At 43.2% G+C, this 15,526-nt stretch carries 17 protein-coding genes; all 17 read left to right on the forward strand.

Annotated elements, in window-relative coordinates; all coding sequences use genetic code 11:
* Positions 1-11: 11 nt before the first annotated feature.
* The 17 genes from NRI27_RS02755 (at position 12) to minD (ending at position 15,483) form a co-directional block, all read left to right on the forward strand.
* On the forward strand, positions 12-1,400 hold the full coding sequence (locus tag NRI27_RS02755; RefSeq protein ID WP_371389452.1) for a VanW family protein: 1,389 nt from the start codon (positions 12-14) through the stop codon (positions 1,398-1,400).
* A 16-nt stretch (positions 1,401-1,416) separates the two neighbouring features.
* Positions 1,417-3,075 carry a GspE/PulE family protein gene (locus tag NRI27_RS02760; RefSeq protein WP_371389453.1) on the forward strand — a complete coding sequence of 553 codons (1,659 nt, stop codon included), beginning with the start codon at positions 1,417-1,419 and terminating at the stop codon, positions 3,073-3,075.
* Between the two features lie 10 nt (positions 3,076-3,085).
* Complete coding sequence (locus NRI27_RS02765) at positions 3,086-4,123, forward strand: type IV pilus twitching motility protein PilT (protein WP_317942271.1); 1,038 nt, start codon at positions 3,086-3,088, stop codon at positions 4,121-4,123.
* A 2-nt stretch (positions 4,124-4,125) separates the two neighbouring features.
* Positions 4,126-5,337, forward strand: a complete 1,212-nt coding sequence (locus tag NRI27_RS02770) for a type II secretion system F family protein (protein ID WP_371389454.1) — start codon at positions 4,126-4,128, stop codon at positions 5,335-5,337.
* A gap of 120 nt (positions 5,338-5,457) precedes the next feature.
* The gene (locus tag NRI27_RS02775) at positions 5,458-5,901 is read left to right on the forward strand and encodes a competence type IV pilus major pilin ComGC (protein WP_371389455.1); all 444 of its coding nucleotides are present in this window, start codon (positions 5,458-5,460) and stop codon (positions 5,899-5,901) included.
* 199 nt (positions 5,902-6,100) lie between these two features.
* Positions 6,101-7,054, forward strand: a complete 954-nt coding sequence (gene pilM / locus NRI27_RS02780) for a type IV pilus biogenesis protein PilM (protein WP_371389456.1) — start codon at positions 6,101-6,103, stop codon at positions 7,052-7,054.
* A 2-nt stretch (positions 7,055-7,056) separates the two neighbouring features.
* Positions 7,057-7,716: a fimbrial assembly protein gene (locus NRI27_RS02785; RefSeq protein ID WP_371389457.1), complete on the forward strand. Its 660-nt coding sequence runs from the start codon at positions 7,057-7,059 to the stop codon at positions 7,714-7,716.
* Positions 7,691-8,389 carry a pilus assembly protein PilO gene (locus NRI27_RS02790; RefSeq protein ID WP_371389458.1) on the forward strand — a complete coding sequence of 233 codons (699 nt, stop codon included), beginning with the start codon at positions 7,691-7,693 and terminating at the stop codon, positions 8,387-8,389. Before NRI27_RS02785 ends, NRI27_RS02790 begins: the two co-directional genes overlap by 26 nt.
* On the forward strand, positions 8,389-9,144 hold the full coding sequence (locus NRI27_RS02795; protein WP_371389459.1) for a prepilin peptidase: 756 nt from the start codon (positions 8,389-8,391) through the stop codon (positions 9,142-9,144). The genes NRI27_RS02790 and NRI27_RS02795 overlap by 1 nt, the downstream gene beginning before the upstream one ends.
* Before the next feature lie 89 nt (positions 9,145-9,233).
* A complete protein-coding gene (locus tag NRI27_RS02800) occupies positions 9,234-9,902 on the forward strand; it encodes a hypothetical protein (protein ID WP_371389460.1) in 669 nt (222 codons plus the stop codon).
* Between the two features lie 94 nt (positions 9,903-9,996).
* Complete coding sequence (locus NRI27_RS02805; protein WP_371389461.1) at positions 9,997-10,611, forward strand: Maf family protein; 615 nt, start codon at positions 9,997-9,999, stop codon at positions 10,609-10,611.
* Between the two features lie 13 nt (positions 10,612-10,624).
* Positions 10,625-11,302 carry a RadC family protein gene (radC, locus tag NRI27_RS02810; RefSeq protein ID WP_371389672.1) on the forward strand — a complete coding sequence of 226 codons (678 nt, stop codon included), beginning with the start codon at positions 10,625-10,627 and terminating at the stop codon, positions 11,300-11,302.
* Between the two features lie 236 nt (positions 11,303-11,538).
* Positions 11,539-12,555, forward strand: a complete 1,017-nt coding sequence (locus NRI27_RS02815; protein ID WP_317942262.1) for a rod shape-determining protein — start codon at positions 11,539-11,541, stop codon at positions 12,553-12,555.
* Positions 12,556-12,575: 20 nt separating this feature from the next.
* On the forward strand, positions 12,576-13,475 hold the full coding sequence (mreC, locus tag NRI27_RS02820) for a rod shape-determining protein MreC (protein WP_317942261.1): 900 nt from the start codon (positions 12,576-12,578) through the stop codon (positions 13,473-13,475).
* Positions 13,472-13,975, forward strand: a complete 504-nt coding sequence (gene mreD, locus NRI27_RS02825; protein WP_317942260.1) for a rod shape-determining protein MreD — start codon at positions 13,472-13,474, stop codon at positions 13,973-13,975. The genes mreC and mreD overlap by 4 nt, the downstream gene beginning before the upstream one ends.
* 37 nt (positions 13,976-14,012) lie before the next feature.
* Positions 14,013-14,684: a septum site-determining protein MinC gene (minC, locus tag NRI27_RS02830; RefSeq protein WP_371389462.1), complete on the forward strand. Its 672-nt coding sequence runs from the start codon at positions 14,013-14,015 to the stop codon at positions 14,682-14,684.
* Position 14,685: 1 nt separating this feature from the next.
* Positions 14,686-15,483, forward strand: coding sequence for a septum site-determining protein MinD (gene minD, locus NRI27_RS02835; RefSeq protein ID WP_317942258.1), 798 nt, complete (start codon positions 14,686-14,688; stop codon positions 15,481-15,483).
* Positions 15,484-15,526 lie beyond the last annotated feature (43 nt).

Genomic DNA, 15,526 nt, shown 5'->3' on the forward strand with positions numbered 1-15,526 from the left:
AGAGGTGTATGATGAGAAAATCAATCATTGGAGTTAGCATCGTGGTCATTATAGCTTCAGCAATATACGCACTTAACGCCACAAATGTGCTTGCTAGTTCTATTTTTTCAACAAAGGAATTTTCTGATCATACGTATGTTGGTCCGTTCTCCGTATCCAATGTGAAAGTAAAGAAGGCAAAGGAGCAACTTGCCACAGATTTTGCGTTGTTACAACAACAAATGCAAGTCGATGTCATGTACCAAGACTATTCGGTCGTACTTCCTGAAGAGCTCATTTCTTTTGATGTTGAGCAATCCATCGAGCAAGCTGAATCAGGGAAGGACAATCCAATCATTGCGCACGTGAATCAGGAAGGACTAGAGACGGTATTACGCAATGAACTTGCAATTTTGTCGTTATCTGACGCATCCATCACGGCAATTGCTAAAGGAATTGAAGGGGAATTGGTAACAGGAATTATCCCTCAAACAGTTGACTTGGTCGACTACATACAAGAAGAAGATAAGAGAATGGCCGAGGTCGCTACAGCTACTTATGAAATGAGTCATGTGAGTCCATCTTTTAGTCGAGCAATAAAAGCGCTAAATGAACTGACGATTGAACCTTTTGAAACCATTTCATTACTTGAACTGCTCACACAATCTAGTGTAGGTGCACTAACAGAAGATGAATTGCACATGATTGCCTCTTCCTTGTATACGGCAGTCCTTCAAACAAATTTTACAATCGATGAAAGAACGATTGGTACCAGTCTATCCAATGATGTGAAAATCGGTTTTGATGCAACGATCAATGAAGCATTGAATCTGGATTTGAAATTTACAAACCCGAATCGCTCAACTTTCATTCTAAAAACAACATGGCAGAATGGGGACTATCATCTGTCCATTGAAGGACTTCCTTTTTATTACACGTACGAACCATTTGTTTTGGAGGAAGAGAAATTCGATTTTCGAACGATCATACAATACAGCGCGTTCGTTAATCGTGGACAAGTCATCCTTGCGAAAGAAGGAAAAGAAGGTGTGGAAGCGACTGTCCATCGCACAATTTCACATAATGGCGATGTCGTAACAACAGAGCTAATTGCAAAAGACTTTTATGCTCCCCAAGCACGCGTTGAACTACATCCATTACAAAGTGAGACAAACTCTTCGAATACAAATAACACAACGAATGAGAATTCTTCAGCTACAGGGGAAAATGGACAAAACGGTACGAGTGGAGGGTCTGCAACCACGGGCGAAGGAAGCAATGAAGGTATGCAGGATAGTTCTTCAGTAGGTAATCAAGTTGAAACACCCGTTGGAAAACCACCTGCAACAGGTGAAAGCAATCAAAACGGCAACAACGAGCCGGAATATGATAAAAGCGGTCTCCCGCTGACAAGTAAGTGAAAAGAGGGGGTTGCAAATGGCGACAACACGAAAACGGTTAGGCGATTTACTCGTTGAATCCGCGCTAATAACAGACGCTCAACTTCAGACTGCATTGGCAGAAAAACCAAGGGATCAGAAGCTAGGGGACGCGCTTTTACAAAGAGGCTATATTACGGAACAGCAATTGATTGAAGTATTGGAATTCCAGTTAGGCATTCCCCACGTCAATCTATTCAGATACCCTTTCGATCCAAAGTTGTTCAATGTTGTCCCTAAGGACTTTGCGAAACGCAATTTACTCGTACCTCTTAAAGCGGAAGGAGATCGATTGTTTGTCGCAATGTCTGACCCGATGGACTATTTAGCAGTAGATGATTTGCGATTATCAACAGGATTCCATATTGAAACCGCCATCGCGTCGAAAGACGATATATTAAAGACGATTTCTAAGTACTATGACGACGATTCATTAGAAGAGTTTTTCATCGATCAGCCGGATGATGCAAAAGAGCAACAAGACGAATTGACCGATTTGGATTCGCCGATTGTTCGTCTTGTCAATCAACTTCTATCTTCAGCAATTACACAAAAGGCGAGCGATATACATATTGACCCCCAAGAGCATCAAGTTGTCATCCGTTTTCGCATAGACGGCATGCTGAAAACAGAAAGATACTTGCCGAAACATATGCAAGCGATGCTCATCGCCCGGATTAAAATCCTTTCGAGTCTCGATATAACGGAACACCGTGTACCGCAAGACGGGCGCATTAAAGTGACAATCGACTTCAGACCGATTGATTTGCGTGTGTCGACATTGCCGACTGTTTTCGGAGAAAAGGTCGTTATGCGGATTTTGGATTTAAGCAGTTCATTGAACGACTTGACGAAATTAGGATTCAGTGATGTGAACATGAAACGATTTTTAAAAGAAATCGAACGGCCAAATGGGATTGTCTTAATTTCAGGACCGACGGGTTCAGGGAAATCATCGACATTATATGCGGCACTTAATCGGCTCAATCAAGAAGAAGTAAACGTTATCACCGTCGAAGATCCCGTTGAATACCAGCTTGAAGGGGTCAATCAAATTCAAGTGAATGCTACGGTCGGATTGACGTTTGCAAATGGTTTACGTTCAATTTTAAGGCAAGATCCTGATATTGTGATGGTTGGTGAAATCCGTGATCGGGAAACTGTTGAAATTGCAATCCGCGCTTCCCTCACTGGGCATCTCGTATTAAGTACGATTCATACGAATGATTCCATTGCGTCAATTACGCGTTTAATTGACATGGGTGTGGAGCCGTTTTTAGTAACAGCTTCTGTCAATGCAATTGTCGCGCAACGTCTTATCCGGCGCGTCTGTCGGGATTGTGGCAAGCCGATGCCAGCCTCAAATCGTGAAAAAGAGATTTTTGCAAAACGTGGGAAGTCGATTGAAACGATTGTTCGAGGACCTGGTTGCGCAGCTTGCAATATGACGGGATATCGCGGCAGGATTGCAATTCACGAAGTACTTGTCATCAATGATGAAATGCGGGAAGTCATTAATAATCATGGAACACCTGCACAGCTTCGTGAAATTGCAATGCGTAATGGCATTATCTTCTTAATAGACGACGGACTCGAAAAAGTACAACAAGGTATGACAACAACCGAAGAAGTGCTTCGTGTAGCACTCATCGAATAGAGGCGATAGTATGACTGAAACACTTAACGCAGTGTTAACAAAAGCGGTAGAATTGAAAGTTTCCGATATTCATTTAACTGTCGGACAGCCACCTGTTTTTCGGATGCATGGTGAGTTGAAGCGTTATGGCGATGTACCGGTCGACGAAACGTATACAGAAGCAGTGGCGAAAGCGACCATCCCTGCGAAGTTGTATGAGACTTTCGTAGAAAAAGGCCAAATCGATTATTCGTATGAATTAAAAGGAATCGCACGTTTTCGGGTAAATGCTTTTCAGCAAAGAGGCGCGATCTCACTCGCATTCCGAACGATTCCAACAAATATACCATCCATTGACGACCTGCAAGTACCGAATGTCTTAAAACAATTGGCACAAACGCCTCAAGGACTCATTTTAGTAACCGGTCCGACTGGTTCAGGGAAATCGACGACGTTAGCAGCAATGATTCGATACATGAACGAAACGATGCGCAAACATATTATTACACTGGAAGATCCGATTGAGTATGTCCATACCCACGAATCTTCCATCATTGATCAACGTGAAGTCGGTTTTGACACACAATCGTTTGCAGATGGATTACGTGCTTCGTTACGCCAAGATCCAGACGTCATCCTTGTAGGAGAAATGCGTGATCTTGAAACGATTTCTACCGCAATTACAGCTGCAGAAACCGGGCATTTAGTGTTGGCGACACTTCATACGTGGAGTGCAGCTTCGACAATCGATCGGATTATTGACGTGTTTCCACACGGACAGCAAGCGCAAATACGCGTGCAACTGGCCGGCGTGTTGACAGCGGTATTGTCTCAACGGTTGTTTCAGACAGCAGACCGAAAAGGACGGAAAGTCGCAACCGAATTAATGATTGCAAACCCTGCGATTGCCAACTTAATTCGCTCTGAAAAAGTGCACCAAATTCCAAACGTCATCCAAACAAATCGTGCGATGGGTATGCACATGATGGAATCTTCCGTAAAACAGTTGCTTGAACAAGGAGCAATTTCATATGAAACCGCCATGCCCTATTTAAAAGGTGATGAGTAACGATGGCTCGCTTTAAATATGAAGGCCGAGATGCCCATGCCAAAAAGTCAGGTGTTATTACGGCTGCGAATAAAAGAGAAGCGGCGATGAAACTAAAAAGCCAAGGAATCCGTGTAACTGACTTGACGGAGCAAGCGGAAACCGTATTGACGAAAGAAATTCATATTGGCAAACCAATCAAACGAACACAGTTCATTATGTTCCTTCGTCAATTTTCCACACTGCTTCGAGCAGGTGTGACGATTGTTGAATCAATCCGCATCTTGTCCATGCAAGTGGAATCCAAACCGTTTCAAAAAATCTTAGTGTCGATTGGCGATGATTTACGCGGCGGCGGTTCATTATCGGAATCACTTACGAAGCATCCGAAAGCATTCGAACCATTGGTCATCAACATGGTAAAAGCAGGAGAGTTATCAGGTTCTGTTGACGATTCATTGGATCGGTTGGCAGAGCACTACGAAAAGGCTCACCGTACAAAACAAAAAGTCATTTCAGCGATGTCTTATCCAATTGTCGTTGGAATCGTCGCAATCGGTGTCGTCATATTCCTCTTATCGTTCGTTGTACCGATGTTTGTCGACTTGTTTGCGAGTATCGGTGGAGAATTACCATGGCTCACACAATTTGTGCTAAAAGCGAGCGACTTCATGTTGGCGTACTGGTACTTATTTGTGCTACTAGTCGCTGGACTCGTTGTTGGTTTCTTACTGTTACGTAGCAATAAAGAAGGCAAATTCCTGTTAGATTCATTTTTATTACGCATTCCGATTTTTGGAGATTTATTGAAAAAATCCGCACTAGCAACCTTAACACGAACATTAAGCTCATTGTTTACAAGTTCAGTGCCCATTTTACAAGCATTATCCATGACGGAGAAAATCGTCGGAAACGAAGTAATATCGCGCGTCGTGGCACAGTCCAGGTTGTCTTTAGAACGGGGCGGCTCATTAACCGAACCGATGGCCAAACACTGGGCATTCCCGCCCTTAATTCCTCACATGATTGCAATCGGCGAGCAAACAGGTTCACTCGACGCCATGCTCGCAAAAGTGGCGGATTTCTATGAAAAGGAAGTAGAAGCGGCAACCGATCGTTTAAAAGCACTGATTGAACCGATAATGATTATTTTACTAGCCGGTCTAGTAGGCACAATCGTACTTTCGATTCTCTTACCGATGTTTACAATTTTCACTGAAATAGATAGTATGTAGCGGATGCTGTCGAAAAATAAATAGTTTCAAAGAAATCTAGGAATTTAGTTCCGTTTTTGTCGAAAGTTTGCTATTCTTAAAAGGTACACAAAAGTACGCACTTATAGGGAGGAATTCATAATGAAAAAGTGGTTACAAAAACGTTTGAAAAACGAAAAAGGGTTAACACTTGTCGAGCTTTTAGCCGTCATCGTCATCCTGGGGATCATCGCAGCAATCGCAGTACCGTCGATTGGTGGAATAATTGATAATACTAAGATAAAAGCTGTTCACTCTGATGCACAGAATATTATTTCTGCCGCTAGTTTATATTATATTGATAACCCTGAGATTAAGACTGAGGTCACTTTAGAAACGCTATTAACTGAAAAGTATATTAGTGATGCTGGAAGTTTTGAAGCTAATAAAGCATCCGTTAAAGTAAGTAATGATAGGAAGTTCACTTCTACTGCTGTAACTCCAGTAACCGGTGTTTCTGTTACATATACAGCAGCAACTAGTAAAGATATAACAAATGCCGGTACTAAGAAAAAAGAAAATGGAACAGTGGTAATCTCACGATAAGGTAATGCTCGCAAAAGCCGTTCTTCGTGACGGCTTTTCCTGAGGGGACAGCGCGAGCTGAAGACCCCGGAGGAGCGTGTTTTTGCGACGAGGAGGCTGAAGCCGTGCTCGCGGAAAGCGTGCGCCGAAACGGAGGTCAACGGTTTCTAAGCTACACTAAGGGAATTATTCTTAGACAATGTTTTAAAGGAGTCCTATCATGCAATTATTCTCCCGCCGCAAACAACCGGCAACACTCACAATTGAAGAAAACGCAATCCGTTACGTCCGGTTGAAGTCGCGGGAACCCCTTGTGATCGACACGGCTGAAGAAATCCAGCTCCCGCCGAACACAATCGTCGAGGGCAAAATTGTCGACTCCGAAAACATAACGATGATTTTAGAAGGGGTCGTAAAGGAATGGGGCATCGCCAAGCGTGATGTCCAATTTCTTGCCCCTGATACATATGTAATGATCCGTAAAGTTCCGTACCCTGAAGACATCCAACCCGATGAATTGAAAGGGCATTTTTTCATTGAAATCGGTTCAACGATTTATTTGCCGTTTGATGATCCTGTTTTTGATGTGGTCCCTTGCGATTTGAACCCTGCTGCACATGAGGCGATTTTAATCGCGTCCAAGGAGAGCATTCTTGACCAGTATGAACACGTACTAAAAGAAGTAAAGCTCCATCCAGTCGTTGCCGATATCGGACCGCTTGCGCTGTACCGATTGGCGCATAAAGTGCATGCATTCACGGGTGATGAACACGTCATGCTAGCGGATCTCGGTGAGGGCAAGTTAACGGTTTCTACTTTCCACCACCATTATCCACTGTTCATGCGTCCTGTAGACCTTCATCAATCTGCAGACCTTTCCGTTGTGACAGACGGACAAGTGGATGCATCTATCATTACGCCGACGTCCATCGTGATGGAACTAGAAAAACTAGTGAATTTTTATCGCTATAATTTACAGAATGGGACTGCCTCCATTACCCATCTACTCGTTAATGGGGAGTATGACCAAATGGATGCACTACTACAAGCTATTCGGCAACGGTTTTCAATCCAGGCTGATCGTTTGTTGCAACAGCCATTTCAACTGGCAGATGGACGCGAACTACCAGCAACATTCAATCGTGCGATCGGATTGGCATTGAAAGAGGTGTAAAGATGCTCGTTGATATTAATTTATTGCCCGAAAAAGAGAGGGAGCGCTCTACGCTACTACTTGCTGCACTTATACTAATTGGTGCGGCTCTTCTTTTATGGGCTGTTTTTTTTATAAGCTCTCTACAGTTGGCGAAGTCTACCACACAAGTAGAGGGTCAAATTGTTGAGTTGCATGCTAGACAAGAAGCTATCCGTGAACGCTTGCAACCAACAGATACAGTGAGCGACCGTGATCAGTTAGCAGCAACTGTGACATGGGCAGAATCCTATCAGTTTGCAACTTTACCATTGCTGCGAGAAATGATTGCCTTATTGCCGGACAGAGGCTTTTTTGTTACATTCCAGTTTACTGCTCCGAATCAGGCCACAATCGCGGTTCAATTTGATGATAAACAGGATGCGGCACATTATTTGACGCGTATTCAAGCTTCTTCACTTGTGAACACATCGATGATTGAATCTTTAGTTGCCGAGGAGTTGGAGGAAGGTGACGGTAAGAATGAAAACGTCCTTCCGCGTTTCCTTGCGACGTACGTTGTCGAATTTGTAGACGAGCGCGGAATGGTTATTGAAACAGAGGACGCTAATCCGGATTTGGAAACGGAGATAGAGGAAACCGACATAGAGGAAGTGGATGGAGAGGTGGACGCGGATGAGTAATTTGACGAAACGGCAAAAGGAAAAAGCACTCATTGGATTAGCTGCCCTCTTTCTACTAGCACTCGGAGCATATTCGTACGGTAAGCTGTACAGTCCTGCAAAACAGGCGAATGAACAAGCAATTCAATCGTTGACTAACGAACGAGATATCCTTTTCGCATTGCAACGCCAAGAAGCACAACAGGTTGGAGAGAAAACGTTTAGTTCAAGAAACTTACAAGAAAGAGTTCCTGTCAAACCTTTGGAAGACCAAATACTTCTACAAGTGCATGAAGCAGAAGTTAAGTCTGACACGTTCATACATGAAGTAAATTTCACTTTAGATGAAACCGTGTTGGACAATTCTCCTGAAGAAGTCGAAAAAGTCCACGCGTTGCTGACTGAAGTGCATTTACAAGCTGATGCTTATTCCAAAGTGGATCGCTTTATTGAGGAAATTGAAGCATTGCAGCGAATTGTTGTTGTGGAATCGATTGAATTCTCTGCGCCTGTTGAAGAGCGTACGAGTAATGACGACGATGTGCTAATGGATTTGACAGTCACGTTTCGCGCATTTTATCGACCAGACCTTGTGGAACTTCTAGAAGAGTCGCCGAAAGTCGATGCACCGGAACCGTCCTCTAAAAAAGATCCTACTCCTATTAATCCAATTCCGTCGATGGAGGAAGAGTGATGAATGTATTATGGGGAAGTGTATTTTTCATTTATGGATGCATCTTCGGCTCCTTTTTCAACGTCGTTGGCTTACGTGTTCCGAAAAAGGAATCAATCATTACCCCTCCATCACAATGTACACATTGCGGGAAGAAGCTCGGAATGATCGATCTGATCCCTGTTCTCTCTTTTATCTTATTAAAGGGGAAATGTCGTCGTTGTGGGACGGAGATTAGCCCGATCTATCCCTTTATGGAGTTCGTGACGGGGGGATTGTATGCACTTGCGTATGTGCAAATCGGTTTTAGGTTAGAGTTAATCATTGCGATTTTATTCATTTCATTACTCGTAATCATTACCGTTTCGGATGTTGCGTACATGCTTATTCCTGATAAAGTGCTTCTTCCGTTCGCTATTACTTTTCTTATCGGCCGTTGGATTATTCCGACGAGTCCGTGGTGGGACAGTTTGCTTGCGGCAGCCGTTGGATTTAGTGTGTTGTTTCTAATAGCGATTGTGTCGAAAGGTGGCATGGGTGGCGGAGACATTAAACTGTTCTTTGTCATTGGTCTTGTGTTAGGTACCATCAATACACTCGTTACGCTATTCCTAGCCTCACTCATTGGTTCTGTCGTCGGAATTTATATCCTTAAAAAGACCGGTAAAGGACGAAAAACGCCAGTGCCATTTGGTCCTTCAATTGCAATTGCGGCCATCGTTGCATACTTTTGGGGAGCAGACTTTGTCGATTGGTATCAGCATTTATTCATTTAGGTCGATAAATTTCTTTGGACAAGGCGACATACGTCTTGTTCTTTTTCATGTTTGTTTTGATATGGTTGCTTAAAACGAGGTGAGCAGACGTGAATTTTAAGAAGAAATATTCGAAAATGACAGTTCTGGCAGCAATGATCCATGGAGTAGTGATTGGCATTGCGGCTGTTGCCATCGTTGGCTTTATCATTGTCGGGACAAGTGGAAAAGGGAAAGAACAGGCAGTGGAGAAGGGAGTTGCCACGCAACCGGAAAAAAAGGGAGAAGAGGAGAAGACTCCGGTTTCAGGTGAGGTGGTACCAACTGGCGATCCGTTGAAAATGGTTGCGAAACAACATGGTGTTTTCTCATCAGCAGACGCGGCAAAAGAATTCATTGCAACAGACGCTGCATTAGCAAAAGCGGCTGTCATTGAGGCGGACGGTCAATTTTTTGTTTGGAGTGCAATCGGCCTTGCGGAAGATGAGTTGATTGTCAGTGAAGCGGAAGGGACATTCAGAAAACCGTTTTATGCTGAAACATCGGCTTGTTCAGCAATCGGAGCTGGGAAATTGACGAAAGCGTTAAGTGAGACCGATTTAGCGCAAATTAAAATTTTGACGACCTCAGGAGAAGGGGAGTCTGACGAAAAAGGTGTGGCAGACTTTAGAAAGAATTTGGTTGCTGTGACGGCGTTTACGTCAGATTTGCAAGTGATTCGTTTGCAATTATTAGCCCATTATACACATAAAGATGGGTGTGCCAAAATCAGTTTTTGATAAGTTTTGCAGTCCATTAATAATTTTTGGCCGTTTAGAGAAAATTTTTATTTGCCACCTCCTCGTATATGATAAAGTAAAAGGAGGGAGTAAAGTGAAGTTCACTGTACAAAAGCCAATCATTTTAGCATCAGGCTCACCAAGAAGGCAGGAATTGTTGACGTTAGCAGGGATTCCTTTTGACGTGCAAGTTAGTCATGCAGAGGAAGATATCGAATTGATTGAACAAGATTTTGGTAGGTATGTGGAGCAGTTGGCAGTAAAGAAAGCTTCCGTCGTTGCAGAAAATCATCCCGAGGCGCTCGTCATTGGTGCAGATACGATTGTCGTCTTTGAAGGAGCGATTTATCCGAAGCCTTCATCAGCAGAACAGGCGGTAGCGTTTTTGAAAGAATTCTCCGGTAACACACATTCAGTTTTTACAGGTGTTTGTTTATTGGAAGGTGGAAAGTCGAAATTATTTTCGGTAGAAACGAAAGTGACGTTCCGTTCCATTGACGAAGCATTATTACATGCTTATGTCCAATCGGGGGATCCGATGGACAAGGCTGGCGGATATGGTATCCAAACAGCTGGTGCATTGCTCGTTGAAAAAATAGATGGCGATTATTTAAATGTTGTCGGTCTGCCTTTGTCAAAGCTAGTTGAGCTGTTAAGGAAAGAAGGGCACATCCGTTTGAAGGAGGGTGAACAATTCCTTGACAGTTGACGTGAAAAAACAAATGATGATCCGGGATGTACATATCGCTGACAGACCGCGTGAAAGGCTGATTCGACAAGGAGCAGCAAGCCTTTCGAATCAAGAACTTGTTGCGATTCTTTTGCGGACAGGTACACGAGAGGAATCCGTTCTCATGCTTGCAAACCGTATCCTAAAAACTTTTGATAAAATTCAAGATTTAAGAGACGCGACCGTCGAAGAGATGATGGCTGTTAAAGGTATTGGACAAGCAAAGGCTGTCCAAATTCTTGCTGCCGTGGAAATCGGAAAGCGACTTTATCAGAAACATTCCGAGGGGCGTTATGTCATCCGGTCTCCCGAAGATGCAGCAGCTTATTTGATGACAGATATGTCTTCGCTTTTACAAGAACATTTTGTCGTTTTGTTTCTGAACGTGAAAAATGAAGTGTTGCATAAACAGACAATCTTCATCGGTAGCTTAAACTCATCAATCGTACATCCTCGTGAGGTTTTTCGCGAAGCTGTAAAACGTTCAGCAGCTTCAATTATTGCTGCGCACAACCATCCTTCCGGGAATCCGGCGCCGTCACCCGAAGATATCGAGGTGACGAAAAGGTTAGTGGAAGCAGGTTCGATCATCGGCATCGACTTGCTCGACCATGTCATCATCGGGGATCATAAATTCATCAGCTTGAAGGAAAAAGGATATATGAACTAGAAATAAACGCCTATTTTGATAGATTACAATTCGACATAAAATCACAAAAAACGTCATAAAGCCAATAAATAAAAGGTTTTTTAACTAGTCTAAGAGTAATGGAAATCGTTCACACACTTATTAATCTGTCAGCTAAAACGATTGACACTGTGAATTTGTTCGCCAATCCGTTATAATGTGGTTTATGATTTGAAGAAGACCATATTTAAGCGGTCGAATAGAAAGGAAGAACAAATTTGTTTGGATTAGGATCTAGAGATGTCGGTATTGACCTCGGCACAGCTAATACATTGGTTTTTATTAAAGGAAAAGGGATTGTTCTTCGTGAACCTTCTGTCGTTGCAAAAAATACTGTTACGAATGAAATCGTAGCCGTCGGTTCGGCTGCTAAAAATATGATTGGCCGGACACCAGGCTCCATTGTAGCAACACGTCCAATGAAAGATGGTGTCATTGCGGACTTTGAAATTACGACAGCGATGATCGAGCATTATATGCGTGAAGCGACAAAAGCTGCGGGCAGTTCTTGGAAAAAGCCCAACGTAATGGTTTGTGTACCATTTGGGATTACATCTGTTGAACAACGTGCGGTTATTGACGCTGCAAGACAAGCTGGCGCAAAAGATGCGTATACGATCGAAGAGCCTTTTGCAGCAGCAATCGGCGCTAATTTGCCTGTTTGGGAACCTACAGGAAGCATGGTCGTCGATATAGGTGGGGGTACGACTGAAGTAGCGGTTATTTCACTTGGCGGTATTGTCACTAGCGAATCAATCCGCATTGGTGGAGACTCCATGGATGGTGCAATTATTAGCTACATTCGTAAAGTGTATAATTTGACGATTGGTGAACGCACTGCTGAAGCCATTAAGATTGAAATCGGTTCAGCGAAAGTATCAAACAAAGCTGAGAAGATGGAGATTCGTGGGCGTGATTTATTGACTGGTCTGCCGAAAACGCTGGAAATCTCTTCAGATGAAATTGTAGAAGCGCTCCGTGAGTCAATTCTACAAATTATCGAAGGTGTTAAGAAAACGTTAGAAGCGACACCACCGGAATTGTCTGCAGATGTCATGGAACGTGGAATTGTGCTGACTGGTGGCGGTGCGTTACTCGACAATTTGGACAAGGTTATTTCTGATGAAACGAATATGCCTGTTTTCATTGCTGAGGATCCATTGGATTGTGTGGCAATCGGGACAGGGAAAGCACTCGATAATTTTGAGTTGATTAAGAAAATGCAAGTTCGATAATTTGAGGGAGGATTTATGCAATGCCACGATTTTTTTCAAATAAACGGTTGATTTTATTGCTTGTAGGCGTAATCGTCCTAGTGGCATTGATTTCCTTCTCTCTTCGGGACAGGCAGAATGCCACCCTTCCAGAAAAAATTGTTAAAGATGTTGTCGGTTTCGGTCAATCGTTGTTCTCGAAACCGGCACATTACTTAACCGGCACTTTGGATAAGATTGATGGACTATTGAATACATATGAAGAAAACAAGAGTTTAAAAGCAAGACTACAAGAATATGCCGCTACACAAGCCGAATTATTGGACGTGAAAGCGGATAATGAAAAATTGCGTGAAATCGTCGGTAAGCAAGATAGTCTACGGGATTATAATCCGATTCATGCGACCGTCATTTCGAGAAACCCTGATCAGTGGGAGGAAAAAATTATCATTGATAAGGGAATTGAACACGGCGTCCGACTGAATATGGCTGTCATTACAGCAAACGGTTTAGTTGGGAAAGTCGTGCTTGAAAGTGCGTTCACGTCTACAGTTGAATTACTATCCACGGAAAACCCAAATTTCCGGGTTTCAGCGATGATTCCGGGAGAGACACCTATTTTTGGCTTGATTGAAGGATATGACACGACGCGTGGCGAATTGATTATGAAACGAATCGATTCCAACTTTGAAGTGAAGGAAGGTCAAAAAGTTGAATCGTCAGGACTTGGTGGGATTTTCCCTAAAGGTTTATACATTGGAGAAGTGACTGAAGTATCGACGGATGACTTTGGTTTGACAAAATTGGCATATATCCGTCCGGCTGCCGATTTTTCGATGCTCGATCATGTGATGGTGGCAGATCGGGTATCCACAACAGAACCAAAAGAAGGCACTGACGGAGCGAGTTCTTCGGACGGCAAGGGGGACGATGGATCGTGATTAGGTTCATAATCCCTCTTATTGCTGTCGTGTTATTTTTTTTGGAACCTGTTTTCAGTCTGTTTTCACCGGTTTCGATTGGTCATGTAGAATATACCCTTGTACCACGATTAGTCATCGTCTATTTAATCTTTATCGCCGTTTACTTCAATCGTAAACGAGCAATCTACTATGGAATCGTATTTGGACTCTTGTATGATATGTATCACATTGATATTATTGGAGTATATACTTTTTTATATCCGGTACTATGTTATCTTGCGTATTTGATTATCCGACAAGTGCATCGCCACATTTTGACGGTGATGGTGCTGTCTTTAGTGATGATTGCATTGCTTGAGTTACTTTCTTATTCATTCGCAAGTGTCATTGCCCTCACGTCAATAGGGTTTGAAGAATTCATAGTGAGTCGACTCGTTCCTACAATGATTGCTAATACAATTTTTGTTGGGATGTTTGGGTACTTCTTCAAACGACTCCTAATAAGAGAGAGCTACTAAACACCGGTCTATAAACAAGAAATTGTGAGGGACGCAAATGACGAAACAGCACTATGTAACGATAAAAGGGACAAAAGACGGACTTGTCCTCCGACTAGACGACAAATGCGCTTATTCGGACATGCTTGCAGAACTCCGCAATAAAGTGAGCGAAAATAGTCTGGACGGTCTTGCTGAAGTGAAAATCCATATTGGAAATCGCTACTGTAACGAAGAAGAACTAAAGGAAATCATGAATGTCGTCCATGAATCACCGCATTTACGGGTTTCGAAGATTCAAAGTGAAGTCATTTCAATTGAAGAAAGCAATCGAAAAATTTTGGAGAACCAATCCGAAACGTTCATTGGAATTGTCCGATCTGGGCAAGTCGTGAAGGCTGACGGAGACCTTGTCGTTATCGGTGATGTCAATCCGAATGGACGTGTCGTTGCTGCTGGAAGCATTTATATATTAGGACGACTGAAAGGGATCGCTCATGCGGGTGCGAACGGCAATGAGGAGGCTGTCATTGCAGCATCTTGGCTAGAAGCAACGCATTTGATGATAGCAGATAAAATGGAAACGATGACGGATGAACTGACAGTATTGTCTGAGCAACCTGAGATGGAGTGTGCGTACATTCATCCAAATGGCTTCATCGCCATAGATCGTTTGCAGGAGCTTCGGATTCTCCGACCTAATTTGTCAACATTTAAAGGAGGGAGCTAGTGTGGGAGAAGCAATTGTCATAACGTCTGGAAAGGGAGGAGTCGGAAAGACGACTACCTCTGCTAATCTTGGGACTGCATTGGCTCTGCAAGGTAAGAAAGTCTGTCTCGTTGATACGGACATCGGACTGCGTAACCTGGATGTCATTTTAGGGCTTGAAAATCGGATCATCTATGATCTCGTGGATGTCATTGCAGGTAGGTGTAAAATTCACCAAGCACTTGTGAAGGATAAGCGGTTTGAAGAAGGGCTGTTTTTATTACCCGCAGCGCAGACAACCGATAAAAATGCGGTTACTCCTGAGCAAATGAAGGAATTAATTACCGAGTTGAAGAGAGATTATGATTACATTTTAATTGACTGTCCAGCCGGTATTGAGCAAGGGTACAAAAATGCGGTTGCAGGGGCTGACCGTGCAATCGTCGTCACGACACCTGAAATTTCTGCTGTCAGAGACGCTGATCGGATCATCGGTTTATTGGAGCAAGAAGAGATCGAGCCGCCTAAACTGATCATCAATCGGATTAAAAGCCGCCTCGTCAATAGTGGAGATGCGTTAGACGTCAATGAGATTACGACGCATTTATCCATCGACTTACTTGGAATCGTGTTGGACGATGAAAATGTCATTTCTTCATCAAATAAAGGGGAACCAGTCGTGATGGACCCTTCCAATCCTGCTGCAATTGGTTACCGGAATATTGCCCGCCGTATTTTAGGTGAATCGGTGCCGCTAATGTCGCTGGATGAAGGGAAAGCAGGCTTTTTCGGGAAATTAAAATCATTATTTGTAAAGTGAACACAAATCCTTGACATGACCTGTCAGGGGTTTTTATTATTGC

This window comes from Sporosarcina sp. OR05 (genome assembly GCF_041414805.1).
Classification (GTDB): domain Bacteria; phylum Bacillota; class Bacilli; order Bacillales_A; family Planococcaceae; genus Sporosarcina; species Sporosarcina saromensis.

What these genes read in the sequence shown, in the direction of transcription:
- NRI27_RS02755 (WP_371389452.1), top strand. Translation starts at nt 12, where the DNA reads ATGAGAAAATCAATCATTGGAGTTAGCATCGTGGTCATTATAGCTTCA.
- NRI27_RS02785 (WP_371389457.1), top strand. Translation starts at nt 7,057, where the DNA reads ATGCTCGTTGATATTAATTTATTGCCCGAAAAAGAGAGGGAGCGCTCT.
- NRI27_RS02760 (WP_371389453.1), top strand. Translation starts at nt 1,417, where the DNA reads ATGGCGACAACACGAAAACGGTTAGGCGATTTACTCGTTGAATCCGCG.
- mreC (WP_317942261.1), top strand. Translation starts at nt 12,576, where the DNA reads ATGCCACGATTTTTTTCAAATAAACGGTTGATTTTATTGCTTGTAGGC.
- NRI27_RS02795 (WP_371389459.1), top strand. Translation starts at nt 8,389, where the DNA reads ATGAATGTATTATGGGGAAGTGTATTTTTCATTTATGGATGCATCTTC.
- minC (WP_371389462.1), top strand. Translation starts at nt 14,013, where the DNA reads ATGACGAAACAGCACTATGTAACGATAAAAGGGACAAAAGACGGACTT.
- pilM (WP_371389456.1), top strand. Translation starts at nt 6,101, where the DNA reads ATGCAATTATTCTCCCGCCGCAAACAACCGGCAACACTCACAATTGAA.
- NRI27_RS02765 (WP_317942271.1), top strand. Translation starts at nt 3,086, where the DNA reads ATGACTGAAACACTTAACGCAGTGTTAACAAAAGCGGTAGAATTGAAA.
- NRI27_RS02790 (WP_371389458.1), top strand. Translation starts at nt 7,691, where the DNA reads ATGGAGAGGTGGACGCGGATGAGTAATTTGACGAAACGGCAAAAGGAA.
- NRI27_RS02770 (WP_371389454.1), top strand. Translation starts at nt 4,126, where the DNA reads ATGGCTCGCTTTAAATATGAAGGCCGAGATGCCCATGCCAAAAAGTCA.
- NRI27_RS02775 (WP_371389455.1), top strand. Translation starts at nt 5,458, where the DNA reads ATGAAAAAGTGGTTACAAAAACGTTTGAAAAACGAAAAAGGGTTAACA.
- radC (WP_371389672.1), top strand. Translation starts at nt 10,625, where the DNA reads ATGATGATCCGGGATGTACATATCGCTGACAGACCGCGTGAAAGGCTG.